Origin of the sequence: Rhodococcus sp. B10, assembly GCF_011770055.1 — a bacterium.
Lineage (GTDB): Bacteria > Actinomycetota > Actinomycetes > Mycobacteriales > Mycobacteriaceae > Rhodococcoides > Rhodococcoides kyotonensis_B.
In genome coordinates this window covers 63,332-90,253 of the sequence record NZ_JAAFYV010000002.1, presented here as the reverse complement: position 1 = coordinate 90,253, position 26,922 = coordinate 63,332, and the positions used below count along the sequence as shown (strand labels likewise).

27 protein-coding genes are annotated in these 26,922 nt (G+C 65.7%); 16 read left to right on the top strand and 11 right to left on the bottom strand.

The window, feature by feature from the left end:
- Positions 1 to 10: 10 nt before the first annotated feature.
- The 4 genes from RhoFasB10_RS01720 to RhoFasB10_RS01705 all read left to right on the top strand — a co-directional run bounded on the left by RhoFasB10_RS01720 (position 11) and on the right by RhoFasB10_RS01705 (position 3,944).
- The gene (locus tag RhoFasB10_RS01720) at positions 11 to 1,894 is read left to right on the top strand and encodes an alpha-amylase family protein (protein WP_167674837.1); all 1,884 of its coding nucleotides are present in this window, start codon (positions 11 to 13) and stop codon (positions 1,892 to 1,894) included.
- A 104-nt stretch (positions 1,895 to 1,998) separates the two neighbouring features.
- Positions 1,999 to 2,952 carry an alpha/beta hydrolase family protein gene (locus RhoFasB10_RS01715; RefSeq protein ID WP_068427906.1) on the top strand — a complete coding sequence of 318 codons (954 nt, stop codon included), beginning with the start codon at positions 1,999 to 2,001 and terminating at the stop codon, positions 2,950 to 2,952.
- 148 nt (positions 2,953 to 3,100) lie between these two features.
- Positions 3,101 to 3,466, top strand: coding sequence for a VOC family protein (locus tag RhoFasB10_RS01710; protein WP_068427909.1), 366 nt, complete (start codon positions 3,101 to 3,103; stop codon positions 3,464 to 3,466).
- A gap of 13 nt (positions 3,467 to 3,479) precedes the next feature.
- Entirely contained in the window at positions 3,480 to 3,944 is a 465-nt protein-coding gene (locus RhoFasB10_RS01705; RefSeq protein ID WP_068427912.1) for an SRPBCC family protein, read from the top strand.
- Here the strand turns inward: RhoFasB10_RS01705 and RhoFasB10_RS01700 are convergent.
- Together RhoFasB10_RS01700 and RhoFasB10_RS01695 are read right to left on the bottom strand one after the other, a co-directional pair.
- Positions 3,933 to 4,787: a PE-PPE domain-containing protein gene (locus tag RhoFasB10_RS01700; RefSeq protein ID WP_167674835.1), complete on the bottom strand. Its 855-nt coding sequence runs from the start codon at positions 4,785 to 4,787 to the stop codon at positions 3,933 to 3,935. The genes RhoFasB10_RS01705 and RhoFasB10_RS01700 overlap by 12 nt on opposite strands.
- Before the next feature lie 67 nt (positions 4,788 to 4,854).
- On the bottom strand, positions 4,855 to 6,138 hold the full coding sequence (locus tag RhoFasB10_RS01695) for a WS/DGAT domain-containing protein (RefSeq protein ID WP_167674833.1): 1,284 nt from the start codon (positions 6,136 to 6,138) through the stop codon (positions 4,855 to 4,857).
- 58 nt (positions 6,139 to 6,196) lie between these two features.
- On the opposite strand from RhoFasB10_RS01695, the gene RhoFasB10_RS01690 reads away from it, so the two are divergent.
- The gene (locus tag RhoFasB10_RS01690) at positions 6,197 to 7,591 is read left to right on the top strand and encodes a wax ester/triacylglycerol synthase family O-acyltransferase (protein WP_167674831.1); all 1,395 of its coding nucleotides are present in this window, start codon (positions 6,197 to 6,199) and stop codon (positions 7,589 to 7,591) included.
- Positions 7,591 to 8,613, top strand: coding sequence for an NAD-dependent epimerase/dehydratase family protein (locus tag RhoFasB10_RS01685; protein ID WP_167674829.1), 1,023 nt, complete (start codon positions 7,591 to 7,593; stop codon positions 8,611 to 8,613). Before RhoFasB10_RS01690 ends, RhoFasB10_RS01685 begins: the two co-directional genes overlap by 1 nt.
- On the opposite strand, the gene RhoFasB10_RS01680 is transcribed toward RhoFasB10_RS01685, so the two are convergent.
- Both RhoFasB10_RS01680 and RhoFasB10_RS01675 read right to left on the bottom strand, forming a co-directional pair.
- Positions 8,600 to 9,415: a hypothetical protein gene (locus RhoFasB10_RS01680; protein ID WP_167674828.1), complete on the bottom strand. Its 816-nt coding sequence runs from the start codon at positions 9,413 to 9,415 to the stop codon at positions 8,600 to 8,602. The genes RhoFasB10_RS01685 and RhoFasB10_RS01680 overlap by 14 nt on opposite strands.
- 108 nt (positions 9,416 to 9,523) lie before the next feature.
- Entirely contained in the window at positions 9,524 to 10,102 is a 579-nt protein-coding gene (locus RhoFasB10_RS01675) for a TerD family protein (RefSeq protein WP_068427926.1), read from the bottom strand.
- Between the two features lie 184 nt (positions 10,103 to 10,286).
- Here RhoFasB10_RS01675 and RhoFasB10_RS01670 point away from each other — a divergent pair, with 184 nt between their 5' ends.
- Positions 10,287 to 11,021 carry a DUF1906 domain-containing protein gene (locus RhoFasB10_RS01670; protein ID WP_167674826.1) on the top strand — a complete coding sequence of 245 codons (735 nt, stop codon included), beginning with the start codon at positions 10,287 to 10,289 and terminating at the stop codon, positions 11,019 to 11,021.
- A gap of 62 nt (positions 11,022 to 11,083) precedes the next feature.
- Here the strand turns inward: RhoFasB10_RS01670 and RhoFasB10_RS01665 are convergent, their stop codons facing one another.
- Together RhoFasB10_RS01665 and RhoFasB10_RS01660 are read right to left on the bottom strand one after the other, a co-directional pair.
- Complete coding sequence (locus RhoFasB10_RS01665) at positions 11,084 to 12,274, bottom strand: MFS transporter (protein WP_167674824.1); 1,191 nt, start codon at positions 12,272 to 12,274, stop codon at positions 11,084 to 11,086.
- 12 nt (positions 12,275 to 12,286) lie between these two features.
- Entirely contained in the window at positions 12,287 to 13,105 is an 819-nt protein-coding gene (locus RhoFasB10_RS01660) for a hypothetical protein (RefSeq protein WP_114328401.1), read from the bottom strand.
- Positions 13,106 to 13,395: 290 nt separating this feature from the next.
- On the opposite strand from RhoFasB10_RS01660, the gene RhoFasB10_RS01655 reads away from it, so the two are divergent.
- Positions 13,396 to 14,616 (top strand): mannosyltransferase, encoded by a 1,221-nt coding sequence (locus RhoFasB10_RS01655; RefSeq protein WP_167674822.1) that lies wholly within the window; start codon positions 13,396 to 13,398, stop codon positions 14,614 to 14,616.
- Here the strand turns inward: RhoFasB10_RS01655 and RhoFasB10_RS01650 are convergent.
- Positions 14,558 to 14,854 carry a 4a-hydroxytetrahydrobiopterin dehydratase gene (locus RhoFasB10_RS01650; RefSeq protein WP_167674820.1) on the bottom strand — a complete coding sequence of 99 codons (297 nt, stop codon included), beginning with the start codon at positions 14,852 to 14,854 and terminating at the stop codon, positions 14,558 to 14,560. The two genes, RhoFasB10_RS01655 and RhoFasB10_RS01650, sit on opposite strands and share 59 nt — an antisense overlap.
- Positions 14,855 to 14,868: 14 nt before the next feature.
- On the opposite strand from RhoFasB10_RS01650, the gene RhoFasB10_RS01645 reads away from it, so the two are divergent.
- Positions 14,869 to 15,267 carry a (deoxy)nucleoside triphosphate pyrophosphohydrolase gene (locus tag RhoFasB10_RS01645; RefSeq protein ID WP_167674818.1) on the top strand — a complete coding sequence of 133 codons (399 nt, stop codon included), beginning with the start codon at positions 14,869 to 14,871 and terminating at the stop codon, positions 15,265 to 15,267.
- On the opposite strand, the gene RhoFasB10_RS01640 is transcribed toward RhoFasB10_RS01645, so the two are convergent.
- Positions 15,245 to 15,421 (bottom strand): hypothetical protein, encoded by a 177-nt coding sequence (locus tag RhoFasB10_RS01640; RefSeq protein WP_165839483.1) that lies wholly within the window; start codon positions 15,419 to 15,421, stop codon positions 15,245 to 15,247. The two genes, RhoFasB10_RS01645 and RhoFasB10_RS01640, sit on opposite strands and share 23 nt — an antisense overlap.
- Positions 15,422 to 15,611: 190 nt before the next feature.
- Between RhoFasB10_RS01640 and typA the strand changes: the two genes are divergently transcribed.
- The 5 genes from typA (at position 15,612) to RhoFasB10_RS01615 (ending at position 20,861) form a co-directional block, all read left to right on the top strand.
- Positions 15,612 to 17,528, top strand: coding sequence for a translational GTPase TypA (gene typA / locus RhoFasB10_RS01635; protein ID WP_068427950.1), 1,917 nt, complete (start codon positions 15,612 to 15,614; stop codon positions 17,526 to 17,528).
- Positions 17,529 to 17,604: 76 nt separating this feature from the next.
- Positions 17,605 to 19,311 (top strand): ABC transporter family substrate-binding protein, encoded by a 1,707-nt coding sequence (locus RhoFasB10_RS01630; RefSeq protein ID WP_167674816.1) that lies wholly within the window; start codon positions 17,605 to 17,607, stop codon positions 19,309 to 19,311.
- On the top strand, positions 19,287 to 20,171 hold the full coding sequence (mshB, locus tag RhoFasB10_RS01625) for an N-acetyl-1-D-myo-inositol-2-amino-2-deoxy-alpha-D-glucopyranoside deacetylase (RefSeq protein ID WP_114328696.1): 885 nt from the start codon (positions 19,287 to 19,289) through the stop codon (positions 20,169 to 20,171). Before RhoFasB10_RS01630 ends, mshB begins: the two co-directional genes overlap by 25 nt.
- Before the next feature lie 50 nt (positions 20,172 to 20,221).
- The gene (locus tag RhoFasB10_RS01620) at positions 20,222 to 20,380 is read left to right on the top strand and encodes a hypothetical protein (protein ID WP_167674814.1); all 159 of its coding nucleotides are present in this window, start codon (positions 20,222 to 20,224) and stop codon (positions 20,378 to 20,380) included.
- A gap of 28 nt (positions 20,381 to 20,408) precedes the next feature.
- Positions 20,409 to 20,861, top strand: a complete 453-nt coding sequence (locus RhoFasB10_RS01615; protein ID WP_068427956.1) for a hypothetical protein — start codon at positions 20,409 to 20,411, stop codon at positions 20,859 to 20,861.
- Here the strand turns inward: RhoFasB10_RS01615 and RhoFasB10_RS01610 are convergent.
- The 3 genes from RhoFasB10_RS01610 to RhoFasB10_RS01600 all read right to left on the bottom strand — a co-directional run bounded on the left by RhoFasB10_RS01610 (position 20,788) and on the right by RhoFasB10_RS01600 (position 23,494).
- A complete protein-coding gene (locus RhoFasB10_RS01610) occupies positions 20,788 to 21,525 on the bottom strand; it encodes a uracil-DNA glycosylase (protein ID WP_167674812.1) in 738 nt (245 codons plus the stop codon). The two genes, RhoFasB10_RS01615 and RhoFasB10_RS01610, sit on opposite strands and share 74 nt — an antisense overlap.
- Positions 21,513 to 22,943 (bottom strand): PH domain-containing protein, encoded by a 1,431-nt coding sequence (locus RhoFasB10_RS01605; RefSeq protein WP_167674939.1) that lies wholly within the window; start codon positions 22,941 to 22,943, stop codon positions 21,513 to 21,515. Before RhoFasB10_RS01605 ends, RhoFasB10_RS01610 begins: the two co-directional genes overlap by 13 nt.
- Positions 22,944 to 23,005: 62 nt before the next feature.
- Positions 23,006 to 23,494 carry a PH domain-containing protein gene (locus tag RhoFasB10_RS01600; protein WP_167674810.1) on the bottom strand — a complete coding sequence of 163 codons (489 nt, stop codon included), beginning with the start codon at positions 23,492 to 23,494 and terminating at the stop codon, positions 23,006 to 23,008.
- Positions 23,495 to 23,567: 73 nt separating this feature from the next.
- On the opposite strand from RhoFasB10_RS01600, the gene RhoFasB10_RS01595 reads away from it, so the two are divergent.
- Together RhoFasB10_RS01595 and RhoFasB10_RS01590 are read left to right on the top strand one after the other, a co-directional pair.
- Positions 23,568 to 26,129 carry a bifunctional FO biosynthesis protein CofGH gene (locus RhoFasB10_RS01595; RefSeq protein ID WP_206030409.1) on the top strand — a complete coding sequence of 854 codons (2,562 nt, stop codon included), beginning with the start codon at positions 23,568 to 23,570 and terminating at the stop codon, positions 26,127 to 26,129.
- Positions 26,129 to 26,899, top strand: coding sequence for a hypothetical protein (locus tag RhoFasB10_RS01590; RefSeq protein WP_240930821.1), 771 nt, complete (start codon positions 26,129 to 26,131; stop codon positions 26,897 to 26,899). Before RhoFasB10_RS01595 ends, RhoFasB10_RS01590 begins: the two co-directional genes overlap by 1 nt.
- Positions 26,900 to 26,922 lie beyond the last annotated feature (23 nt).

Genomic DNA, 26,922 nt, shown 5'->3' with positions numbered 1-26,922 from the left:
GATTCATGACGTGGCTCTCCCCGAGACGGCACGCCGGATCCTTGCGGATCTGCCGGACCATCGACGCGCAACGTTCGAACTCCGTCTCGAGCGGTGGTGGCCGGATCTGCACGACGCCGTGACGACCCTGTATTCCGATCCCGACGACGTGGCTGCCGCGCTGGTGACCGTCGCGGCCCGGGGTTTCGTGCAGCGTCCCGACGATCTGCATCGGCTCGACGATCGCCGTCTGCTGCAGCCCGACTGGTTCCAACGGCCCGACATGTTCGGCTACGCCTGCTACGTCGACCGGTATGCGGAGACGTTGAAAGGCATGGGGGACAGGCTGGGTCACCTCACCGACCTCGGCGTCACCTATCTGCATCTGATGCCGCTGCTGAAACCGCGTCCCGGTGACAACGACGGCGGCTATGCCGTCATGGACTACCGCTCGGTGCGACCGGATCTCGGAACCAACGACGATCTGCGTGATCTCGCGACGACGTTGCGCGACAAGGGAATCAGCCTCGTCGTCGATCTGGTGCTCAATCACGTTGCACGTGAACACGACTGGGCGGTGAAGGCGCGAGCCGGCGACGCATCCTACCGTGATTGGTTCCACATCTATCCCGATCGCGCGACGCCCGACGCGTTCGAGGCCACGCTGCCGGAGGTGTTTCCGGACTTCGCGCCGGGAAACTTCACGTTCGACGACGAACTGGGGCAGTGGGTCTGGACGACCTTCAACGAATGGCAGTGGGATCTGAACTGGTCCAACCCGGCGGTGCTGCTCGAATTCGCCGACGTCGTCATCCATCTGGCGAACCTCGGCGTCGAAGTGCTCCGGCTCGACGCCATCGCATTCCTGTGGAAACGACTCGGCACCAACTGCCAGAACCAGCCCGAGGTACATGCGATCACCCAGGCGCTGCGCGCCACCGCGCGGATCGCCGCGCCCGCCACACTGTTCAAGGCCGAAGCCATCGTCGGGCCGCGAGATCTGTTGCCGTACCTGGGTCTCGGGCGGCACACCGGGAAAGTCTCCGACATCGCGTATCACAACAGTCTGATGGTGCATGTCTGGTCGATGTTGGCGTCGGGCAGCGCCGATCTCGCGCGTCACGCGCTCGGATCACTGCCGCCGACGCCGCCGAGCGGCACCTGGGTCACCTACGTGCGCTGCCATGACGACATCGGATGGGCCATCGACGACGGCGACGCGGCGGGCCGCGGCATCACCGGCGCGGGGCATCGGCATTTCCTGGCCGATTGGTACTCCGGCGAATTCGAAGGATCCTGGGCCGAAGGCGTTGTGTTCCAGCACAATCCAGCGACAGGTGATCGACGCATCAGCGGTACTGCGGCTGGGTTGACCGGACTCGGCCCGTCGCGGAAGGATCCCGACGGAGCGTTCGCGCGGATCTTCCTCGCGCACGCGATCGTTGCCGCGTGGGGCGGCATCCCCGTCGTCTGGAGTGGCGACGAGATCGGGTCTCCGGGCGACGTGGACTGGGCGAGCGAGCCGGGACACGAGGACGACAATCGGTGGATTCACCGGCCGCGCGTCACCGACACCGATCGGGCCGGTCGAGTCGACGAGGGTTCCGACGCACAGCGAGTGTTCGACGGCATCGCCCGCATCGCGGCAGTGCGCGCAGGGCTTCCGATGCTGCATGCCGAAGCGCCCGTGGAAGTGCTGAGCGATGTCGACGACGGTGTGCTGGCGATCGCGCGTCGGCATCCGAGTGGAACGCTCGTCGGGCTGTTCAACGTCACCGGTGAGCATCGGCCGTTCCCGGGAGCGCGGTTACGTGAGCTCGGAGTCGCCCCGCGTGAGGTGCTGTCTCAGCACGAACTCGTCGAGTCCGACGGTCTGCTGTGGATCCCGCCGTATGCGGCATGGTGGATCGTCTAGATTCGTTAGCCCTGCTCAGCGTCCGTGACGGAGAGGCGTCCGCGTTATTTCCCTGTTACCCTCCCACCCGAAGGTCGGTCGGAACGGACGAAAAGGGATTGCTGATGTTCTCTCGTGCCCGCAGCATGTTGCTGGGACTCGTGACCGTATTGATCGCTGCGTTCGGTGCCGTGTTCGTGGGTACGGGCGTCGCGCAAGCAGACTCCACTCTCGTCTACGTGCACTCCGACGCGATGAACAAGGACATCCCCGTCAAGGTTCTGACGGCGGCGGGCGGCGGCCCGGCTCCGACGATCTACCTGCTCGACGGACTCCGCGCGCCCGACGACAACAACGGCTGGCTCATCGAGACCGACGTCGAACAGTTCTTCGCGGACAAGCACGTCAACGTCGTCATCCCGTTCGGTGGTGGCGGAACGTTCTACACCGACTGGCAGCAGCCCGACCCCAAGCTGGGCGTCGTCAAGTGGGAGACCTTCCTGACGCAGGAACTGCCCCCGGTCATGGCTGCGCAGTTCGGCAGCGACGGCGTGAACAACGCAGTCGCGGGCCTGTCGATGAGCGGTACGTCCGCGCTCAACCTGGCAGCCCACCACCCCGACTTCTACAAGGCCGTCGCGTCGTTCAGCGGCTACCCGTCGGCGAGCAGCCCCGGCTACGCACAGGGCATCCAGGTCTCGGTCGGCGAGATGGGCGGCAACGCTCGCAACATGTGGGGCGCATGGCCGTCGGACGCATGGCGCTACAACGACCCGCTGCGTAACGTCGGCGCGCTGCGCAACACCTCGGTCTTCGTCTCGGCAGGCACCGGTTCGCCGCTGACCGATCCGACCGTCAACCCGGTCAGCGCCCAGTTCGACCCGGTCAAGTTCGCGCAGATGGTTCCGCTCGAAACGGCGTCGGGCCTCAGCAGCCGCGCCTACGTCGCAGCCCTCCGAGCGACAGGTAACAACCCCGAGGTTCGCATCACGGGCACCGGCACCCACTGGTGGAACTTCTGGGAAGAGCACCTGCACGACGCCTGGTTCACCACGTTCGCACCGGCGTTCGGGCAGTAAAACTTCTGCATGAATGGCGCTTTCAAGCTGACAGATAGCTTGAAAGCGCCATTCATGCGTTCGGGGTCGGTTGCCGCCTCCGCATCGATGGCACACCACAACCGATAGACGGTTGCCACGGACCATCGATGCCGTCAGGGTAGAGGCCATGACCGCACCCAAGATCGACGTCGACTACACCGTCCTCGACTGCCCCGACACCGAAGCGCTGGCCACGTTCTACGCCAAGGTGCTCGGATGGGACCTCGCCAGAAACGACGGCGGCTGGGCGGTACTGCAAGGTCCGGGCGAGCTACGGCTCGCATTCCAGAAGGCGCCCGACTTCACTCCGCTCGACTGGCCGTCGGACGGCATCAAGATCCACCTCGATCTCGTCGTCGACGACATGGAAGCAAGCGAGAAGTACGTGCTCGGACTGGGAGCGACGAAACTCGAAGGTAACGAGAACCATCCGGGGTTCGCAGTGTTCCGCGATCCGGTCGGCCACATCTTCTGCCTGTGTCGGCGCGACTGATTATCATTCGCGCATGAGCACCTTCCTGGTCGAGCGCACCACCACCATCAGCGCGTCACCCGAGAAGATCCACGAACTGATCGACAACTTCCGTAACTGGAAGAGTTGGTCTCCGTGGGAGGGTGCAGATCCGGATCTGCAACGCAGCTATGCCGGGCCCGAGCGGGGAGTGGGCTCGTCGTACGCGTGGGTCGGCAACCGCAAGGCCGGCGCGGGCAGCATGACGATCACCGACTCCAAGCCGGGACAGATCGTCAAGCTCGATCTGGTGTTCACCAAGCCGTTCAAGGCCACCAACGTCACCACGTTCACCATCGATCCAGGGCCGAACGGATCCGAGGTCACCTGGGCCATGACGGGTGAGAACAACCTGTTCTTCCGTCTGCTCGGCAAGGTCTTCCCGATGGACAAGGTCGTCGGCAAGGATTTCGAGAAGGGGCTCGCTCAGCTGAAGGCCCAGGCCGAGTCAAGCAGCTAACTCGTACTGACAGAACGTGGCCTGTACCTGCAGCCACTGCGCGAGGATCTGACACCCCGTCAGGCCGCTGCTGTCGAACGGCTCCGTCGCGTAGGCGATGTGGCGATTGCCGGACGGGTTCGACACCGTGATGCCGTGCCACGTCAGTGTGCACGGCAGATACCCCCTGAGCTCGTCGGTGGCCGTGCGGATGCGTCGGACATCCCGCATCCATTGCCGCGGTGACACCCGGGTGCGGCCTGCGTTCTGAAAACCGTTGCTGCGCAGCAGAATCCACAGCGCGCGTAGCCAGGTCTTCAGTGTGCGAAAAGACATGTAACGGGTCAGGTCGGCGATGTCGCGGATGTAGCTGTCGGCGCTGGCGTTGCAGATCATGTCCTTCGGATGGCCGACCCACATCACGGACACGCCGTCGGGAAGGCCCGGACCCGCGCCTGCGACGCCACTGCCGTCGCACTCGGCGACGACGCCTGCCGGTTGCTGCGGATCGGAGATCAGCCCGGCCGCGACCACCGAACCCGTCTCGATCTCGCCGGACGCCATCCGGCCCAGCACCGCACGCACCACCGAGCACCCTTGCGAATAGCCGATCAGAGAGACGGGTCCGTCGGTTGCCTCGATCGCGGCGATCAACCGGCGCACGCCCGCCTGCGTGCTCTGGCCGTAGCTCAATCCGCCGACCGCAACGGGACCGTACGACGCCGGGTAACCGACCCACCGTGACGTGAACCGGCTGTCCAAATTGTCGGTGACGCAGCGCAGAATGCCGGTCACGGCCGTGCGATGGTCGGCTGGATGCGATTCGCCGGTCCCACCCACTGCCAGAACAGTCATCTGCGTCATGCACACGATCCTGGCCGACGAATCTGAGACGAGCACATGCACGAATCTGAGAAGACTCTGGCAACCGTCAGAGCGCTCGCGCCACATCGTCGACGGCCTCGTCGAGCAGTGACGCATAGGCGTCGGGGTCCGGTACCGCGGATTCCGACGACGTGACGCCGAAGGTCACGACGTCGCCGATGCCGTGCACGCCGTGCGTCAGACCCATGACGGGGGACAGTGCAGGAAAGCCGGCGGTGAAGCGCACCGGACCACCGCCGAGTGTCAGGTCGGCAGGTCCACGCGCAACGGACGACACGACGGTGTTTCCCGTGACCGACTCGGGCACGGCGGTCGCGTCGAACTGTCGGATGCCCCAGCGCAGCAGGACCGCAGGCACCAGCTCCGTCGCACGTGCCTGCGCTTCCATCGCGGGATGTTCCGCGCGGACGCGTCGGGCATCGAGGGACTCGGCGATGCGTCGCGCCCGGACGCGTATGTCGTCGACATCGGGAAACAGGTCGACGCCTGCGTTGCGAAAGTGGTTGTGCGCGTGCCGTTCACCACTCTTGGCTAGAGTCACTTCGGCGCCGAGTTCGGCAGGGACCGCGTCGCCGTGCAGCGCGAGGTAGCGCGACAGCGCAAGCGACACGGCCGTCAGCGCCCCGACGGTGACGGTGATCGGACCGCGCGCCAGGTCCGTGCGGTTCCGTACGACCGTGCGTACCGACGTCGTACCCTCCGGTGCCGTGTTGACACGCGTTCTCGGCCGCCCGGGCGCCTGCGGTGGAACCCGACCCGCCGCAGTGTCGTCACGAAGTAGTTGCTCGAACTCCCGGGCTCGACGGGCGCGCGTCAGAATCTCCACAGGCCCGAGTCGTCGGTGCGGCGGAATCGATATCGGTCGCTGCTCCCGATCGCCGAGCAGGCGTCGTGCGAGAGCCGACGCGACGCGGCCGTCACCGAGGGCATGCGAGAACTGCAGCACGACGACGAGAGCTGGCCCCGCGCAGCGAGGCGCGTCGGACACACACTCGAAAAGATGTATCCGCCAGGGTCTTCGGGAGGCGTCGACCTGATCTGCGAACAGTGCGGCCACCGCCGACAGGCATGCATCCCATCCGCCCGGACAGCCGTGGTGCACGACGCCATCGACGCCGGCCGGAGTTCGGACCGTACGCGGGTAACCGAGACGCGACTCCTCGATGCGTAGGTTCAGCTCGTCGATGCCCCGAGCTGCATCGACCAACTGGCCCAGCACCCCGTCGGCCGCGGCCGACGACTCGAAACAGAACAGCAGGAACTGGTCGTTCGGGATGACGGAAGACATCCAGTACGTCTGGGCATCGGTCGGGTGCAGACGTCCGAGCATCGGCCAAGGATAGCGCAATCGCCGACGTGAAATTGGAACAGGTTCTAGTATTGGTGCGATGGAGCGGTTGAGCGGACTCGATGCAAGCTTCCTGTATCTCGAGACGTCGACGCAGCCCCTCAACGTCTGCGGGATCGTGCAGCTCGAACCGGCGGGCGACGACGTCCGGTACGACGCCGACTCACTGAAGAGAGAACTGTCGAGTCGAATCGCCGCAATCCCCGCGCTACGAAAGAAGCTGTACGACAGTGCGTTCAACTTCGATCATCCCGTATGGATCGAGGACGAGGACTTCGATCTCGACCGGCACTTCCATCACATGACGTTGCCGAAACCAGGAGGAGATCGCGAGATCGCCGAGGCCTGCGCGTATCTCACGGCCCAGCGACTCGACCGATCGAGGCCACTGTGGGAGATGTGGGCTCTCGACGGCACCGCGGACGGCAGAATGGTGATCTTTCTGAAGATGCACCATTCCACCGTCGACGGAGTGTCCGGGGCCAACATCATCTCGCAGCTGTGCAGTCCGGACCGCGACGCACCACCTCCTGAGCCGGTCGAGGGCGTCGGTGCGGCCCATCGATTCGATATCGCAGTGGCAGGGCTCTTCTCGATGGCGAGCAGGCCACTGCACATGGTGGCCATTCTGCCTGCGACCGTCCGCATTCTGACCGGCTGGATCGGCCGTTCGAGGCGTGGTGAGGCGATGCCGCCGCCGTTCGTCGCGCCACGAACCACGTTCAACGGCACGCTGACCGAGCACCGAACCGTCGCGTTCACCAGTCTGCGTCTCGCCGACGTCAAGACGGTGAAGAACGCCTTCGGAGCCAAGGTGAACGACGTCGTACTGGCAATGTGCGCCGGGGCGTTACGTATGTACCTTGATGATCGGGGCGGTCTGCCCGATGCATCGCTCGTCGGCGTCGTCCCGGTCTCGGTGCACGAGAACAGCGGCAGGCCGGGCACCAATCAGGTCTCGGCGATGTTCGCCTCGCTCGCCACGGATATCGCCGATCCGGTGAAACGCCTGCGCGTGATCTCCTGCAGCCACGAGGTCGGCAAGGACCACAACCGTGAAATCGGTGCGACGCTGTTGCAGGACTGGGCCCAATTCGCTTCTCCGGCAACGTTTGCCGTCGCAATGCGCGCGTACGCCGCGCTCGACCTCGCGGAGCGGCATCCCGTCGTCCACAATTTGGTGATCTCGAACGTGCCGGGCCCGCAGCTCCCGTTGTACTTCCTGGGAGCAAGAGTGACCGGATTGTTCCCGCTCGGGCCGATCATGCACGGCGCGGGCCTCAACATCACCGTCATGTCCGGCGACGGCCGCCTGGACGTCGGCATCATCGCGTGCCGTGAACAGGCGCCGGATCTGCAGGCACTGGCCGACGCCATGTCGACGTCGCTCGACGAACTTCTGGGCGCCGCGGCCACACGGGCGGGGGAGGGCTGATGCGTGTTCTCGTGACCGGAGCGACGGGCTTCGTCGGCGCGTGGACGGCCCGAGCGATCGTCGACGCCGGACACGAGGTCCGGTATCTGGTCCGCAGTCCGGCGCGCCTCGAGACCAGTGCCGCGTGCATCGGACTCGATCCCGACGACATCTGGTTGGGCGACATCACCGACCGCGAGTCCGTCGTCCGTGCACTCGATGGATGCGACAGTGTCGTCCACGCAGCGGCCGTCGTCGCCACCGATCCGAGCCGGGCCGACGAGGTGCTGACGACGAACGTCGCGGGCGCGGAGAACGTTCTCGGCGGAGCTGCCATGCTCGGGCTCGACCCGATCGTGCATGTCTCGAGTTTCACCGCGCTGTTCCACCCGGGCCTCGAGTTGCTGCATGCCGGACTTCCCGTCGTCGGCGGCACGGACGCGTACGGGCGTTCGAAAGCCCAGGTCGACGTCTACGCGCGCGGAATGCAGGACGGGGGAGCGCCGGTCGTCATCACGTACCCGGGCATGGTGCTCGGACCTCCCGCGGGCGACCAGTTCGGCGAGGCCGCCGACGGCGTCGAAGCGGCGTTGAAGATGCGGGTGCTGCCGGGGCGTAGTGCGGCATGGCTGGTCGTCGACGTACGAGACCTTGCGGCGATGCACGCGGCCGTGCTCGAACCGGGTTGTGGGCCGCGGCGATTCATGGCCGGTGGACGACGGCTGCCGGTCGACGCGATCGCCGGCATTCTGCGGGACGTCGCCGGTGTGACGGTCGTGCCCGTCTCGGTTCCCGACGCGGCCCTGCGCGTGGTCGGGAAGGCCACCGATCTGCTCGGTTCGGTGGTGCCGTTCGAGACACCGGTGTCGCGCTCGCCGATGTCCGAGGCGGCGATGCAGTACTACACGCAGATGCCGCCGTCCGACGACTCCGCCACCGAAGCCGAACTGGGAGTGAGGTATCGGCTACCCCACGAGACGTTCGAGGCGACGGTGGCGGGTCTAAGGTCGGTCGGTCGGCTCCGACGCGTCAGGCGACGTTGACGAGTCCGACGGTCGGGAAGAAGAAGCAGCTCTTCTCACCGGTCGGGGTGTTGTGCGTGACGTTGCCGAACACCGCGGCAAGCACTGTGCCCGAACCGGTTTCGACGGGAGCGAGGCGAGCGCCCGCTGCGGGTAGGCCGGCGACGAAGTTGGTCAGCGCACCGCGAGCGATCTCGGTCGTGATCGGATCCAGGTTCGCGTTCGCCAGAATGGAGTCGACGAGGGTGTTCGTCGCGCCGCCCATGTCGGCGAAGCCGCCCTTCAGCGTGTTGACGTTGAACCACGCGACCTGCATACCGGCCTTGTCGCCCGAGTCGTCGACGATGCCTGCCGGTACGAACGCGAACATCGTCTCGCCCTTCTCGACGGCGTTCAGCGCGGGCAGCTGAGGCAGAAGGGGGATGGACGGCAACCCGATGTTCGGCCACGGTCCACCCGCCGCGCCTGCGACGGCCGGTGCGATGTCGAGCGGGAGGCCCGGCACTGCAGCGCAGTTGATCGAGGCGGTCGGGTAGAAGAACGGCGTGATGCCGAGCTTCGTCAGAATCTCGTTGGCGGCGTCGAGTGCGGCGAGCGGGTTCGAGTCCGTCGTCTCGGCCACGTCGGTGCGGGAATTGGCGATGGCCGTGGCTGCGGCCAGCGCCGGATCGGTTGCCTCGGCGCCCTGCTGCTGCAGTGTCGTCAACGCCTGCGACAGCGGATCAGCAGGCGCAGGATCCGCTGCCGCAGTTGCAGGCAGAGCCAGCAGGGCTGCGCAGGACAGGGCGACCGTTCCCGCTACACGACTGAACCGACGAGACATGTGTGACTCCTGTGACTCATGAGGCGAATGTTACGAATGAGAAGATCGGACCACGGGTTCTCGTTCGTTCTCAAGTCCAGGACTCGTCGGTTGTTCAATCGTTATGCGTCAGCCCACGTTGATGCCGTAGTCGCGCACGATTCCTTCGAGGCCCGACGCATATCCCTGGCCGATCGCGCGGAACTTCCACTCCGACCCGCGACGGTAGAGTTCGCCGAACACCATCGCCGTCTCGGTCGACGCATCCTCGCTGAGGTCGAAGCGCGCGAGCTCACGATCGTCCGCCTTGTTCACGACGCGAATGAAGGCATTGACGACCTGACCGAAGTTCTGGCCGAGCGCGTCGGCGTTGTGAATCGACACAGGGAAGACGATGGACTCGACCTCGGGCGACAGGGCGGTGAGATCGATGTCGATGCTCTCGTCGTCGCCCTCTCCCTCGCCGGTGCGGTTGTCGCCGGTGTGCTCGATCGCGCCGTCCGGCGAGCGGAGGTTGTTGTAGAAGACGAAGAACAGATCGTTCACGGACCTCTTGTTCGAGTTCAGTCCGATCGCGCTGGCGTCGAGGTCGAAGTCGCCGCCCGTCGTGCTGCGCACGTCCCAGCCGAGGCCGATCGTGACCGCGGTGAGATTCGGTGCTTCCTTCGACAGCGAGACATTTCCGCCCTTGGCGAGGGTGACGCCCATGTCTTTCTCCTTCAGTGATGCAGAACCGGTTGGTCTCCACAGTAAGGGAATCGCCGACGATGCGGATGTGGCTGGCGAGAGTCAGGTGACTGGCGATACGGATGTGAATGTGGTGCAATACGCAAACTGCAAAAAGTAACAGCGTCGATGCCCGCGGGATCGACGACACGCCGTGGGACACCGAATGTGGGGGAAAACCGTGCACGTATCGCGACGCGATCTGTTCAAGTACGCGGCCGTGGGGTCGGCTGCCGCAGTCGGACTGGCGGCCGTGGGTGCGCAGTCGGCGCATGCCGACGGCCTGGGAACGTTGATCGACTACGCGGCGGGTGTTCCGTCGCCCGAATCCATCCGAGCGGCAGGTCATCTCGGAGCCGTGCGCTACGTGTCCGACCGTCGTCCCGGAGCCGAATGGATGCTGGGCAAACCGATGAAGCGTGACGAGGCGGACGCACTGACCGAGGCCGGACTGGAGGTCGTCTCCAATTACCAGTACGGCAAAGGAACGACGTCGGATTGGCGCGGCGGATATGCGGCGGGTGTGAAGCATGCGAACCGCGGTCTCGAATTGCACCGTGCCGCAGGCGGTCCCGAGAACCGGCCGATCTACGCGTCCATCGACGACAACCCGACGGCCATCGAGTTCGCGACGATGATCGCGCCCTACATCCTCGGCTGGCAGTCCGTCGTCGGCCCGGAGAACACCGGAATCTACGCCAACTCACCGACCATCGAACTGGCGTCCATCGCCGGGCTCGGTCAGTGGTACTGGCAACACAACTGGGGAACGCCCAAGGGTTTCCGACACCCGAAGGCGCACCTGCACCAGATCAGAATCGACAAGGACGAGGTCGACGGAATCGGCGTCGACATCAACGTCGTTCTGAAACCCGACTACGGCCAGTGGTCGCTGGCCTGAGACAGACAAGGAACAATCATGGACTTCATCGACGTGCTGTACACGATCGCCGGCTACTTCTATCAGCTCTTCTCGGATTCCTTCTCGTCCTGACGCCCGGACACGGTCAGGAGTAGAAACGCGACGACGGCCAGGAGCGCCACCACGGCGCAGAACACGACGCCTGCCGTCACGAGTCCCCACGCGTTCGCCGCGGCACCCGCGCCGATCACCGGGATCGAGATCGCGACGTAGAGCACCACGAAGAACGTCGACGTCACCTCGGCACGCCTGCCCGCAGGCAGTTCCGCGGTGACCGAGGCCATTCCCTTGCTGAACGTGATGCCTTGTCCGACACCGCACACCACCGCGGCGACGACGAGAAGCGAGAACGACGCGAGCAACAGCGACGCTCCCAGTGCCACGACGCCGACCAGGAGCACGATGCAGCCGGCGCGCTGAGCGAACGCCGCGTCGAGACCCCGCAGCCCGATCTGGGCCGCGGCCGACGCCGCGAAGATCAGGAACACGACGGCTCCTCCCACGGCGTGGTTGTCGACGCCGAGGACCGTCGTCATGAATCCCGGTGAGACGCCGCTGAACAGTCCGAGGACGGCGAAGCCCGCGAACCCGCCGATCGCCGCGCGTGCGAACGTTCCGCGAATCTCGGCGGGTATGGACAGTCGCTGCATGTGCGGCGTGGCACCGGGCTGTACGTCGACGGTCTCGGGCACCAGGAACACCGCTACCGCAGCGATCACCAGCAGCACGATGTCGACGACGAACGTCAGATGCGTCGGCTCCGGAAGATACTGCACCAGAAGGCCTGCGACGAGCGGGCCGAGGCCGAGACCGCCGATGTTGGCAGCCGTCGCGATCGCGGGTGCCTTGGCCTTCCACTTGTCCGGAACCAGTTCGACGAGCGTCACCGTCGCGGTGCCGACGAAGATGCCCGCGGACAGCCCCGACAGCACACGTCCGACGAGTAGCGCAGCGAGATTGCCCGCGAACACGAAGACCAGCGCGCTGACGATGCCGAACGCGATGCCGCCGAGGAGCAACGGCCGTCGGCCGAGCGTGTCGGACCATCGCCCGAACGCGAGCAGTGCCGCCAGGACACCGAGCGCGTACGCGGCGAAGATGACCGTGATGACCAGAACCGAGAATCCGAACTCGGCCTGATACAGCGAATACACCGGGGTGGGCATCGTCGTGCCCATCATTCCGACTGCGAACGCGTAGGTGGTCGCGACGAAGGCGAAGGGTCTGCTCACGAGCAGACCGTACTAGGCGACGAAGAAGGTGCCGATCGTCGGGAGGAACGAGCAGGTGCGCGGAGCTGCCGACGGATCTTCCTTCGACTGCGTCGTGATCGATCCCGAGATGACCGACAGGACGCGGCCGGGGCCGGTGTCGGCGATGGCCGAGATCGTCGCCGGTCCGTCGGGGTTGATGCGCGACGCGCCGTTCAGATCGACCGTTCCGCTGCGTCGGTTGTCGAGGTTGAGCCACGTCGCGGTCAGCGGCGCTTCCTGCTTCTCGGCGATCGGAGCAGTACCGAGGGCGGTGAACACGAAGCCTGCCTGGCCTGCAGCCGGGCCGGGGGGCGGCAGCGTCGCAGGGCCGGGGACGGCGAGCGCGGTACCGACGGAATCGGCGGTGTCCGAGATGCAGCCCTTGCCGAGGGTGGGGTAGAGGAACTGCGCGATGACCGGGCCGTCGGACGGCGGCAGTTCCGGTCCGCCGCCACCCGAACCGTCGAGGAACGTGATGACCGCTTCGAGAGTGCTCTTGACGTTGTCCGGAAGTCCCGAGTTCGCCAGCAGTGCTCGCGCTTGGGCGAGAATCTCGGCCTGCGGGCCTGCGGCCGCGTCGGCGGGACCTGCTGCGGCACCGAGAATCGCGGGTGCGAACGACGCGAGCGCCTCGACCTCTGCGTAATCGGGGAGCGGCTGATCCGGAGTGGGGAGGATCAGTGCGGGCAGCTCGGGTGGTGCGGGCTCTGCCGAAGCGGAAGTCGGTACGGCGAGCGCGGCGGCTGCTGCGACGGCTACGGCGGTGACAGCCCTGCGCGATACCCCGAAACGAAGCACTAGTTTCCCCATCCTGATCGTCAACTTCGCCCTGAGGCGGTTGCTGGCTCGAGGGGTCACTCTATGTATCGGACCCTTCCTTGTACAGCCGGTGCCGCCCACCCCGTACCGTCGCAGACTAGCTTGTTACTGAAGTGATCCGTGTGGTTGGTGATGCAAATGTTATTTGTGATCCAGCAGCATCGGAACGCGTAGATCCTGTGACGTGCGTTTGTGAACCCCGAACGAGTTCCCTATAAGCTCGCCGCGTCGGTCTCGAACGGGGGCGGCCGAAGAATGATGCGAACGGGAGCAGAGAAGACGTGAACCGTCTGGTTCGATGTGCCCCGATCCTGCTGGTGCTGTCGGTCGTCGCGAGATTCGCCTGGGCGTTCCTGACGCCCAACGGCATGAATCTCGTCGACCTGCACGTGTACGTCGACGGCTCCGCCGAGTTGCTGCGCGACGACCTGTACGACTTCACGTATTCCGAGGAAACCCCCGATTTTCCGCTGCCGTTCACGTATCCACCGTTCGCGGCGCTGGTGTTCTTCCCGCTGCACTACCTGCCGTTCACCCTCGTCGGCGTCTGCTGGCAGCTCGCGACCATGGCGGCGATGTTCCTGCTGATCAAGCTCAGCCTCGGATTGGTTCTGGGCGACGAGACGGCCCAGTCCCCGCGCTGGACACGCGTCGCCATGCTGTGGACGGCCATCGCGCTGTGGACCGAGCCGGTCCGCACGACACTCGACTACGGGCAGGTCAACGTCTTCCTCGCCCTCGGTGCACTCGTCGCGATTCGGAGTTCGCGGTGGTGGGTGGCAGGCGGTCTCGTCGGGATCATCGCGGGAATCAAGCTCACGCCGGCGATCACCGGGCTGTACTTCGTCGCGACCAGGAGATGGAAAGCCGCGATCTTCTCCGCCGTCGCGTTCGGTGCGACCGTCGGCCTGAGCTACCTGATCCTCGGGCAGCAGGCGGGTACCTATTTCACGACGCTGCTGGGCGACGCCGATCGCATCGGCCCGGTGGGGTCGGTGTGGAACCAGTCGCTCCGCGGCGCGATGAGCCGCGTCGCCGGTCACGACGTCGGCTCCGGTCCCGTCTGGATCGTGGGCGTCGCGATCTGCGCTGTGCTGGCGTTCTTCGCCTGGCGGGCGCTGCGTGCCGACGATCGACTGGGCACGCTCGTCGTGGTGCAGCTGTTCGGTCTGCTGGTGTCGCCGATCTCGTGGTCCCACCATTGGGTCTGGGTCATGCCGCTGCTGGTGTGGTTGTTGCACGGACAGGATCGGCAGCGCCTCGGCACCAAGCTCGTCGCCGCCTATTGGCTGGCGACGACGCTCGTCGGCGTGCCGTGGATTCTCAGCTTCTTCCAGGACTCGATCTGGCTCGTGTCCCGACCCGGCGTGTTGGCATGGCTCGGCGCGGTCGACGTGGTCGGCGCTCTTCTCGTCTACGGGTGGACGATCTACCTGGGCCGGATCAATCGTCGGGAAGAAGTGCGTTTATCTCGTGAGCGAGATGCACGTCCTTCTTCGTGAGGCCGCCCGCGGAATGCGTCGACAACCTGAAGGTGAGTTTTCTCCAGCGAATGTCGATGTCGGGATGGTGATCGGCGGCCTCTGCCGCATCGGCCACGCGCGAGACGAACTCGATGGCTGCCGGGAACGTCGGCATCTCGACGGTGCGCACGATCTGCTGCCCGTCGAGTGTCCATCCCGGAAGACCGGTGAGAGCATCGTCGATGTCGGAATTCGATAGCTTGTCATCCCCACTCATGAATCGATGGTGACATGGGCACACTCGTCGTTGCAGGCGTACTGGTCTCGAATGGATTGCTTCTGCTGGCCCAGCGATCCCGACCCGCCGAGCTCGCGGGCCGATGGGAACTGCCGGGAGGCAAGGTCGAGGACGGTGAGAAGCCCGAGGACGCACTCGTGCGCGAGCTACGCGAGGAACTGGGTGTGGAGACCTCGGTGGGGGAGCCCCTTGCGGGTGACGTCGAGTTGTCCGGCGTGCTGACCCTTCGCGCCTACCTCGTCGAGTTGATCTCGGGAACGCCTGTGCCGCTGGAACATTCGGATCTACGGTGGGTCGATGCCCGCGGGCTGGGTGAGATCGATCTGGTCGACGCGGACCGTGCCTGGATACCGGAACTGAGCGAGCTGCTCAGGCAGCCCGGGCCTTTTTGAGGCCCTTCTTCAGGTCCTTGCCCGTCGCACCCTGATCCTCCAGCTTCTTCATCCTCATGATGACTACGGGGCACTTCAAGCACCTGGTCTTCTTACGGCAACATTTCTTCTTGGGCTTGAGACCCGAGATGTCCTTGGCCTTGACCTTGCCCATGTATTTCGCTCCGCGCTCGAGAAGAACAATCCGGTGAACTTCAGGCCAAGAGTACTGCGTGGTGTGGGTCACCTCGTAGCAGCGGGTAAACTCGATCGGTCGCGAGAACCTCGCGGTGCAGCGCGCTTCTCTAGCGACATAAGCCCGCTAGCGAACAAGAGCCCGCATTCGACCCAGGAGAATTTTTCGCGTGAGCGCCCCCACCAGTACTGAGACCACCACATCGTTCCGCAACGTCGCCATCGTTGCACACGTCGACCACGGCAAGACCACGCTGGTCGACGCCATGTTGCGTCAATCGGGAGCGTTCGCCGAGCGTGCCGAACTCGTGGACCGAGTCATGGACTCCGGTGACCTCGAGAAGGAAAAGGGCATCACGATTCTGGCGAAGAACACCGCTGTTCACCGCCACAACGCCGACGGCACCGTCACCGTCATCAACGTGATCGACACCCCCGGCCACGCCGACTTCGGTGGTGAGGTCGAGCGCGGCCTGTCCATGGTCGACGGCGTCGTCCTGCTCGTCGATGCTTCCGAGGGCCCGCTGCCGCAGACCCGCTTCGTGCTCCGCAAGGCGCTCGCCGCGTCGTTGCCGGTCATCATCGTGGTCAACAAGACGGACCGTCCCGACGCACGTATCGACGAGGTCGTCTCCGAGTCGCAGGATCTGCTCCTCGACCTGGCATCCGACCTCGACGACGACGCGGCCCAGGCCGCCGAGGCTCTGCTCGACCTTCCGGTTCTGTACGCGTCGGGCCGCGAGGGCAAGGCGTCGCTGAACCAGCCCGAGAACGGTGCCGCACCCGACACCGAGAACCTCGACGTCCTGTTCGACGTTCTGATGGAGCACGTTCCGGCCCCCAAGGGCAACGCAGACGCGCCGCTGCAGGCGCACGTCACCAACCTCGACGCGTCGGACTTCCTCGGTCGCCTCGCGCTCGTCCGTATCCACAACGGCCAGCTGCGCAAGGGCCAGAACGTCGCATGGATGCACGCCGACGGCGTCAAGAACGTCAAGATCACCGAGCTGCTCAAGACCGTCGGCGTCACCCGTGAGCCCGGTGACGTGGCAACTGCCGGTGACATCGTCGCCGTCGCGGGCATCCCGGAGATCATGATCGGTGACACCATCGCCGACCCCGAGAACGCCGTCGCACTGCCGACCATCACCGTCGACCAGCCCGCCATCTCGGTCACCATCGGCACCAACACGAGCCCGCTCGTCGGCCGCGTCAAGGGCCACAAGCTGACCGCACGCATGGTCAAGAGCCGCCTCGATTCCGAGCTCATCGGTAACGTCTCGCTCAAGGTTCTCGACATCGGTCGCCCCGACGCCTGGGAGGTGCAGGGCCGTGGTGAGCTGGCGCTGGCCATCCTCGTCGAGCAGATGCGTCGCGAAGGCTTCGAGCTGACCGTCGGCAAGCCGCAGGTGGTCACCCGTCAGGTCGACGGCAAGGTGCACGAGCCGTTCGAGGAACTGACCATCGACACCCCCGAAGAGCACCTCGGTGCCATCACCCAGCTCCTCGCGAACCGCAAGGGCAAGATGGTTCAGATGACCAACCACGGAACCGGTTGGGTCCGCATGGAGTTCATCGTCCCGTCGCGCGGCCTGATCGGCTTCCGTACCGACTTCCTCACCGAGACCCGCGGTACCGGCATCGCCAACGCCGTGTCGCACGGATACGGCCCGTGGGCAGGCGAGATCCGCGCCCGCCACACCGGTTCGCTCGTCTCCGACCGCACCGGATCGGTCACGCCGTTCGCGATGATCCAGCTCGCCGACCGTGGCACGTTCTTCGTCGACCCGGGCGCCGACACGTACGAGGGCATGGTCGTGGGCATCAACCCGCGCGCCGAAGACCTCGACATCAACGTCACCAAGGAGAAGAAGCTCACCAACATGCGCTCCGCGACGGCCGACGCCACGGAGACACTGGCGAAGCCGATCGAGCTCACCCTCGAAGCCGCGATGGAGTTCTGTGCCGCCGACGAGTGCGTCGAGGTCACCCCGGAGGCCGTGCGCGTCCGCAAGGTGCACCTGTCGCAGACGGACCGTGCACGCGAGCGTTCGCGTGCGAAGTCGCGTGACAAGGCTGCTCTGTAAGGTGCGCTGACGCGCCCGTGCGTGCTCGGTCGGGTAGAGACCGAGCACGCACGGGCCACGACGAAGGAGTGGCATATTGCGGCAGCGACTGCACACCGCGGGCATCGGACTCGTCGCCCTGGCGCTCGCAGCATGCACCGCCAATCCGCCTCCACCGGTGGAGAGCGCTCCGACGACCACGACGACCACTCCCGTCGCGCCCGTCGAAACGGGTGATCAGGTCGTCGTCGCGATCGACGACGTCGGCAACGGATTCAATCCTCATCTGTTGTCGGATCAGTCGCCCGCCAACTCGGCCGTCAGCGCGCTGGTTCTGCCCAGTCCGTTCCGGCCGACGCTCGATCCGGCCGACCCCACGCGTACCGTCTGGACGCCGGATCCGTCTCTGCTGATCTCGGCGGAGGTCACGTCGCAGAATCCGTTCACGGTGCGCTATCAGCTCCGCAACGAAGCCCAGTGGTCCGACAGCGCCCCGATCGCCGCCGAGGACTTCCGCTACCTGTGGCGGCAGATGATCTCGCAGCCAGGCGTCGTCGACCCTGCCGGCTACGCGTTGATCGAGGACGTCCAGTCGTCGGGCGGTGGCAAGACCGTCGACGTGACGATGCGTCAGCCGTACCCGAATTGGCAGCGTCTGTTCACCGATCTGTTGCCCAGCCACCTGTTGAAGGATTCGCCGGGTGGTTTCCAGAGTGGTCTGTCCGACAACGTGCCGGTGTCGGGTGGGCGGTTCAACATCAAATCCGTCGACCAGGGTCGCGACGAGATTCTGCTCGAACGCAACGACCGGTTCTGGGACGAGCCCGCTCTTCCCGATCGTATTCTCCTCCGTCGCGGCGGTACCGCGGCTCAGCTCGCGGACTCGTTGCGCTCGAAAGATGCTCAGGTAGCACAGGTTCGGGCCAGTTCCGCGACGCAAGCGCAGCTCGCCGCGATTCCCGGTGTGCGCACCGACATCAGGTTCCAGCCGCGCGTTCTCGACCTGACGCTCAACGGGCGTACCCCGGAACTCGCCGATCCCGAAATGCGACGCGGCATTCTCGGGCTGCTGGACCCGGCGTTGCTGTCGACGGTCGCGGCCGGAAGCGGCTCGGCGGATCATCCTGCGCGAGCACAGTTGTCGAGCCCGTCCGATCCGGGATACGGGCCGACTGCACCCGCTCCGATCGGTCGCGACGCCGCGCTGGCGTCGCTGAATCGCGGCGGTTACGTGCCGCTTCCGGACGGGAGTATCGGAAAGGCCGGTGTGCCACTGACATTCGTCATCGGTGCCGTCGAGGGTGACAGCACTGCGTTGGCGGTGGCCAACACGGCGGCCGATCAGTTGGCAGGTGCGGGAATCGCGGCGACCGTGACACCACTGCCCGCAGAGGAGCTCTACGGCACCGCGCTGACCGAGGGACAGGTCGACGCGATCGTGGGATGGACGAGCGTCGGCGTCGACGCGGCCACGGTGATGGCGTCGAGGTTCGGATGCGCCGCCGTCGACCCGATTCCCGCGTCCGACGACACACCGGCCGTGGCGCCGAGCAACACGTCCGGGTTGTGTGTGCCCGAACTGACCGATTCGGTGAATCGTGCGCTGTCAGGCGAACTTTCGGTCGATGCACTGAAAGCCGAAGCCGAGCCGCAGCTGTGGTCGCTGTCGGCCGTGCTACCGATCTCGCAGGATTCGTCCGTCGTTGCCGTCGGCAACGACGTCGAGGGTGTGTCGCTCGCAGGTCCGATCGAGGTCGGAATCTTCGGCGACGCAGCGACATGGATGAGGACCGGAACCAAGTGAGATTGCTGCTCGTTCATGCACATCCGGACGACGAGACCATCACGACGGGCGGAACCATCGCACACTACGCTCAGGCGGGTGTCGAGGTCACCGTTCTGACGTGTTCGCTCGGTGAAGAGGGCGAGGTCATCGGCGACCGATGGGCGCACCTGATCGCCGACGAGGCAGATCAGCTCGGTGGCTACCGTATCCACGAATTGCACAGGGCCCTGGACGTTCTCGGCGCAGGTACCCCGAACTTCCTCGGTGGCGCCGGACGGTGGCGTGACTCCGGCATGGCCGGGACGGCTGCCGCCGCCAATCCACGGGCGTTCGTCAACGCCGACCGCGACGAAGCGCTGACGGCCATGCTGACGGTCGTGCGTGCGGTCAAGCCGCACGTCGTCGTCGGCTACGACCCGGAGGGCGGCTACGGCCATCCGGATCACCAGCAGGCCCACTCGCTCGTCACCGAAGCGTTCGACATCGCCGGATCCGACCTGTATCCGGATGCGGGCGCGCCGTGGACGCCGTCGAAGTTCTACTGGACCGTCACCGGCGCCGATCAACTGCGCGACGGCATCGCCGCGATCGAGGACGTTCCGGACGGGTGGCGTATGCCCGAGCCGGGTGAGCTGCCGAGCGTCCCCGAGGACATCGTCACGACGTCACTCGACGTCCGCGGCGTGTTCCATCTGAAGCGTGAGGCGTTGAACGCACACGCGACACAGGTGACGGTGGCCCCATCGGGCGTCGAGTACGCACTGTCCAACAACATCGTTCAGCCCATTCTGGCCGACGAGCAGTACGTTCTGGTGCGGGGCAAGCTCGGTGACGTGGATGCGTCGGGACGCGAAGGTGATTTGTTCTCCGGCGTGTGACACTATGTGCTGCATCACGTCGGCACCGATATGTGGGGTGGATCACGAACATGTACAACTGGGTAGTGCAGGACGCCATCGTCGCGTTCGTGAACTCGCTGATGCCGGACTTCCCGCGTCAGGAAATGCTGTATCAGCAAGGCCTCACCGATTTCGCCACCATCATGAGCAACCTGCTGACGTCGTTGGGATACCCTCCGGTCTCCTGATCCCTGCTCGTACGTCACTATTGGCGTCATGATCTCGAAAGCCGCATCCAATGCCGTCGTACTCGTCTCGAGGGCGACTCTCGCGGTATTGATCTTCGACGGCTTTCTGTGCGGCGTCCTCTCGGTGCTGTTCCTGCCGACCTACCTGGGGTCGATCCCGTTTCCGGTCAGTGCGCTACTGGCCGGTGTCGCGAACGTCGCGTTGCTGTTCGCCGCGCGCAAGGTGGCCGAGCGGCCGGCGGCGATCGCGTCGCCGCTGATCGGGTGGGGCGTCGGCGTGCTGCTGTGCATGTTCGGCGGACCGGGAGGCGACGTCCTTCTCCTTGCCGACTGGCGGACAGCGCTCCTGTTGGTCGGCGGCGCGGTACCGCCCGGCATTCTGTTGTTCTCGTGGCGGCTGAAGGCGCTCACGACAGCCCCGCATGGGTCGCCGCAGCCCGCAGCACGTCCTGGGTCATCTCCTGGGTCAAGAGCCCGGTGAACGTGTTGCGTTGACTGACATGGAAGCACCCGAACAGCCGAATGCTGTCAGGAGTGGAGCCTGCGGAACGACCCGACGGTCCCGCTAGATCCACCTGCACACCGTGACCGAATTTCGGCCTCGGACGCGGGATGTCCCAGCCGTTGCGCTGTAGAACGGGCAGCAGCGACTGCCATCCGAATCCGCCGAGGACGACGATGGAGCGCAGGTTCGGGCGCAGCAGTCCGAGTTCGATGTCGAGCCATGTCCGGCATCGGTCGCGTTCGTCGATCGTCGGCTTGTTCGCCGGGGGAGCGCAATGGACCGGCGACGTGATGCGCACCCCGCGCAGTTCCAGGCCGTCGCCGATGTGCGTGGCGGTGGGTTGGCTCGCGAGTCCCACCTCGTACATCGCGGCGTACAGAAAGTCGCCCGCACGGTCGCCGGTGAACATCCGGCCGGTGCGGTTGGCGCCGTGCGCGGCAGGAGCGAGGCCCACGATCAACATCGACGCATCTGCCGGGCCGAAGCCGGGAACCGGCCTGCCCCAATAGGTTTGGTCCCTGAATTCCGCCTTCTTCTCGGCGGCCACCTTCTCGCGCCAGCGCACCAGCCGTGGGCACGCACGGCACGACGAGACGGCGAGGTCGAGTTCGTCGATGCTGCGGGGAGTCAGCGCGCCCATATGTCCCCGGCTCCCGGTGTCACGGACTCGACGATCGACCACGCCTGGTCCGCAGGGACGTCGAGAACCTCGTAATGGCCGACGCCGGCAGGCGTCGCGGCCACGATGGTGGCGACGCCTGCTCGCCGCTGGAAGAACGTCTGTCGGACGGTCCAGCCGATTATGCCGGCCGCTTCGAGGCTGTGACGCCGTCGGTCGAGCGAGCCGTGCCGAGTGATCAGCCAGCCGGGGAGAAGCGCGTGTCCGAGGCCTCGGTATCGGTCCCACGCAACGAACACGGCACCGACCAGCAGGACTACGGCGGCAACCCATGCGAGCGGCGGAATCGGCGCACCCAGTGCCTCGGCGACGCCGAGTGCGGCTGCCGCGACGACGACGGGTCCGACCGCGCGGGTGTAGCGCCGACGCCGCGCGACCGGTCCGTGCGGGGTCAGCGGCTTCTGTGCGTCGGACGTCAATCCAGCCTCGCCGAGAACGACGGTCATCATCCGCAGCGCTTCGTCGACCGGCGCTTGGGGCAGCAGCAGCGACGACTCCTTCTTCTCCGCGCTGACGCCCGTCATGATCGCGTCGAGCCGGGCGCCGTTCACGGACCGCAGAAGCAACGGTTCCGACAGTGACGTCCCGCGGAGCCGTTTGCGGTCGAGTGTCGTCGAACGGGTCTTCAGCAGACCGTGATTCACGTGCATCCGTGTTCCGTCGTCGGTGACGGTCAGGTTGCCGTACGTGATCAGGTAGCGGACGCAGGCGAACACGCTCGCGACGACCAACAGGAGCGCCAGTCCGACGAGTACCACGACGACGATTCCCAGTCGTTCGGCGGAATCGATGCTGTCGCTGATCACCGACGATTCGGCGAGCCGTTGACCGAGGCCGTACTGGAACAGCACGCCGATGGCGGCCGCGATCGTCACGACACCCGTGAACGAGAACGGTGCGAACCGCACCCACGACGTCTGCCAGTGCGCGATCTCGGTTTCGACTACCGGCGGTCCACCCGGACCGATGCCGGCGCGGGTGACACGGTGCAGCAGCTCTTCCCTCAGCGCGGGAACGACATTCGCGTCGAGGGCGTCGAGTTCGAACTTCTCGCCCTTGCCTGCTTGCTGTCCCGTGCCGATTCGCAGGATGGACAGCCCGAGTACGCGATGCAGCAGGTTCGCCTCGATGTCCACCGACCTGATGCGGCTGCGTGGAACCGACAGCACCTTCTTCTGGAAGACGCCCGTCCGAAGTTGTACGTGTACCGGGCCGATGCGGTAACTCGTGGTGAACCAGCGGAGGATCGCGTAGACGACCACGATCGCCAGGATGATCAGTCCCCACAGGTGATTGCCGCTCTGGCTACCGACGACGAACGACACCAGCAGGACCGGTAGAACCTTGACGCCCTCGTTCACCGGATGCACCAGCAGCATGCGCTTGTCGAGTCGAAGCCACGGCCTCTGCTCCTCCTCGACGAGAAGCTCGGTCTCGGTGGTCACGTCGCGTCACCCAGTGTGCGCCCGGCGATGTCGGTCAGCCGAGCGACGGTCTTGTCCGCGACGTCCTTGTCCAGGGCAGTGATCTTCACGGCGCCCGCCGACGACGCCGTCGTCACGGTCACGGTCGCCAGGCCGAGCATGCGGTCGATCGGGCCGCGTTCGGTGTCGACGGTCTGGACCCGCGAAATCGGTGCGATGCGTCGCTCCTGGTCGAACCATCCCGTCAGCGTGTAGACGGCGGTCTCGCTGATCTCCCACCGATGCACCCGGTAGCGCCACAGCGGCACACCCACGATGTGCGCGACGGCCACGGTGACGGTCACGGCAAGCGCCGCTACGTGTGGCCACGTCGTCCACCGACCATCGATCACGGCCCACACGATCTGCGCGACGAACACCGGAATCCACATCAGAGCTGCATTGATCGCCCACAACTGCTTCGCACGGGGACTCGGCCGCCACGCCGGGTCGGTCATCGTGATCATGGCTACGAATCTAGCTTCGGGGACCTCCCGGTGGCACACGATCGTGTCGGAGGAGCATGATCGACTGGTGACCATGCTGCCTGATCCTGCTGCACCTGTTCGACACGACGAGAAAGCCCCTGCCCCGTCCGCCATGCGTCGAGTGCTGCGTCGTGCTCGTGACGGGGTGAGTTTGAACGTCGACGAGGCCACTGTGCTGTTGCATGCGCGCGGTGAGGATCTGGTCGATCTGATGGCGTCGGCGTCGCGGGTGCGTGATGCGGGGTTGGAGTCGGCGGGGCGTGCGAAGACGGTCTCGTATTCGCGGAAGGTGTTCATCCCGATCACGCGGTTGTGCCGCGACAAGTGCCATTACTGCACGTTCGTGAGCGTCCCGGGGAAGTTGAAGGCCGAGGGGCACGGGTTGTTCATGGACCCGGACGAGATCGTCGAGGTCGCACGCAAAGGTGCCGATCTCGGGTGCAAGGAAGCGCTGTTCACCCTCGGTGACCGGCCGGAGGAGCGGTGGCCGGAGGCGAAGGAGTGGCTCGACTCGCGCGGCTACGACTCGACGTTGGATTACGTGCGCGCCATGGCGATTCGGGTGTTGGAGGAGACCGGTCTTCTGCCGCATCTGAATCCGGGGGTGATGTCGTGGCAGGAACTCTCGCGGCTCAAGCCCGTGGCGCCGTCGATGGGCATGATGCTCGAGACGACGTCGCGCCGGTTGTTCGAGGAGAAGGGGCAGGCGCATTACGGTAGCCCGGACAAGGATCCGGAGGTGCGGCTGCGCACGTTGACCGATGCGGGCCGACTCAACATTCCGTTCACGACGGGCATTCTCGTCGGCATCGGGGAGACCATTCGAGACCGCGCCGAGTCGATCATGGCAATCCGCAAGGTGCACAAGGCATTCGGGCACGTTCAGGAAATCATCGTGCAGAATTTCCTGGCCAAGTCCGACACGGCGATGCGGTCGGCACCGAACGCGGGCATGGAGGAATTCCTCGCGACGATCGCGGTGACGCGGATTCTGATGGGGCCGGCCATGCGGATTCAGGCTCCGCCGAACCTCGTCGAGGCAGAGGAGACCGCGGCGTTGCTGCGGGCGGGCGTCGACGACTGGGGTGGGGTGTCGCCGCTGACGCCGGATCATGTCAATCCCGAACGTCCGTGGCCGAACCTGGACACCCTCGCCGAGCTGTCTCAGGCCGGCGGGTACACGCTGGTGGAACGGACCGCCGCGCAGCCGCAATATGTTCTCGCCGGCGCGCCGTGGATCGACCCGCGCATCTCGGCGCACGTGCATGCGTTGGCGGATCCGGAGACCGGGATGGCCCGGGCAGATGTCACGCCGTCGGGCCTGCCGTGGCAGGAACCGGACGAGCAGTGGGAATCGTCGGGCCGCATCGATCTGAACACCGAGATCGACTCGCACGGCCGTAACACCGACACCCGTAGCGATCTGGCGAACGCGTTCGGGGATTGGGATTCCATTCGTGAGCAGGTGCGCGATCTGGCCGGGCTCGAACGCGTCGACCGGGATCTGATGGCTGCGCTGAAGGCGGCCGAAGCCGATCCGGCCGGGTGCAGTGACGAGCAGTATCTGGCGTTGGCGACGGCCGAGGGTGCCGGCATGGATGCGGTCGCGGCGCTGGCCGACGACCTGCGTAAGCAGGTGATGGGCGAGGACGTCACCTACGTGGTCAACCGGAACATCAACTTCACCAACATCTGCTACACCGGCTGCCGATTCTGCGCGTTCGCGCAGCGCAAGGGTGATGCGGATGCGTTCACGCTGTCGACGTCGGAGGTGGCGGATCGGGCGTGGGAAGCGCATGTCGCCGGCGCGACCGAGGTGTGTATGCAGGGCGGTATCGACCCCGAACTTCCCGTCACCGGTTATGCGGATCTGGTGCGCGCGGTGAAGGAGCGGGTGCCGAGCATGCACGTGCATGCGTTCTCCCCGATGGAGATCGTCAACGGCGCCTCGCGGGGTGGGCAGTCGGTGCGTGAGTGGCTGACGGCTCTGCGCGAGGCGGGCTTGGACACCATTCCGGGCACGGCGGCGGAGATCCTCGACGACGAGGTCCGCTGGGTGCTCACGAAAGGCAAATTGCCTGCAGCGGAGTGGATCGACGTGGTCACCACCGCGCACGAGGTGGGACTGCGATCGAGTTCGACGATGATGTACGGGCACGTGGACAACCCGTCGCACTGGGTCGGACACATGAACGTGCTCAAGAAGATTCAGGATCGGACAGGTGGGTTCACCGAGTTCGTGCCGTTGCCGTTCGTGCATCAGTCCTCGCCGCTGTATCTGGCGGGGGCCTCGCGGCCGGGTCCGACGAATCGGGACAATCGTGCGGTGCATGCGCTCGCGCGGATCATGTTGCACGGGCGGATCGACAGTATCCAGACCTCCTGGGTGAAGCTGGGTATCACCGGTACGCAGGTGATGTTGAACGGTGGCGCGAACGATCTCGGTGGCACGTTGATGGAGGAGACCATTTCCCGTATGGCAGGCAGTGAGAACGGTTCGGAGAAGACCGTCGCGGAATTGCACGAGATCGCGAACGGTATCGGCCGTCCCGCCCGCGAACGCACCACCACCTACGACCGCGTCGAGCACATGCCCGCGCTCGGACTCGTCTGATGGAAGACCGCACCGTCGCGGCCGCTCTGACACGAGCCGTCGCCATCATCGACCCTGTTCTCGACATCCTCGGAACCCGCGATCCGGTGGGTTTGAAAGCTCGTACATTCCGGACGCCCGAGGCCGATGACACCGTCGTCGACAAGGCTTTCGATGCACTGGCCTGGGCGCTGAACGCCACCGATTTCCCGGGAACTCGGGGATGGCAGGAACTCGGTGCCGACGCGCGCTCGCAGTGGTGGGTCGCCCGGATCGGCGCGTTGAACACCGTCGCAGTGGCGTTTCCCGGTGTATTCGGCGTGCTCGTCAACCGGTTGCCGCTGCAGGATCTGCTCGGGTTCGCCAATCAGGCAATGGTTCTCGTCGCCGTCGCGCGCGAGAGTGGAGTGACCGATCGAGAGACGCACGTGCGGTTGCTGGCGTCAGTGCTGTGCGAACGTGACATCGATCTCTCCGAACGCGACGCCGCCCAGGACAAGGAACGCCCTCGGGGCTCCGGACCGTTCGCGCTGCTGCGGGCCATGTGGGATGTCGCGGCGGTGCTGCGTGACGTGTCCGGCGAGCTGGCCAAACGTCCGCACAGCCGGTTGCCGTTTCGGGTGATCTCCGCGATTCCGGTGGTAGGCGGCCTGGCCAGCTTCGTCGGCGAGCGGGAGGCGTTGTCGCGAGCGGCGAAACAGGGACGTCGGTGGATCGCCGACCACGCGGCCGAGACGAAGCACGTAGGCCCCCGAACGACGTCGGATGCGGACGCGTCGTCGCACAAGTGAGGACACCCTGCGCTGGTTGTCGG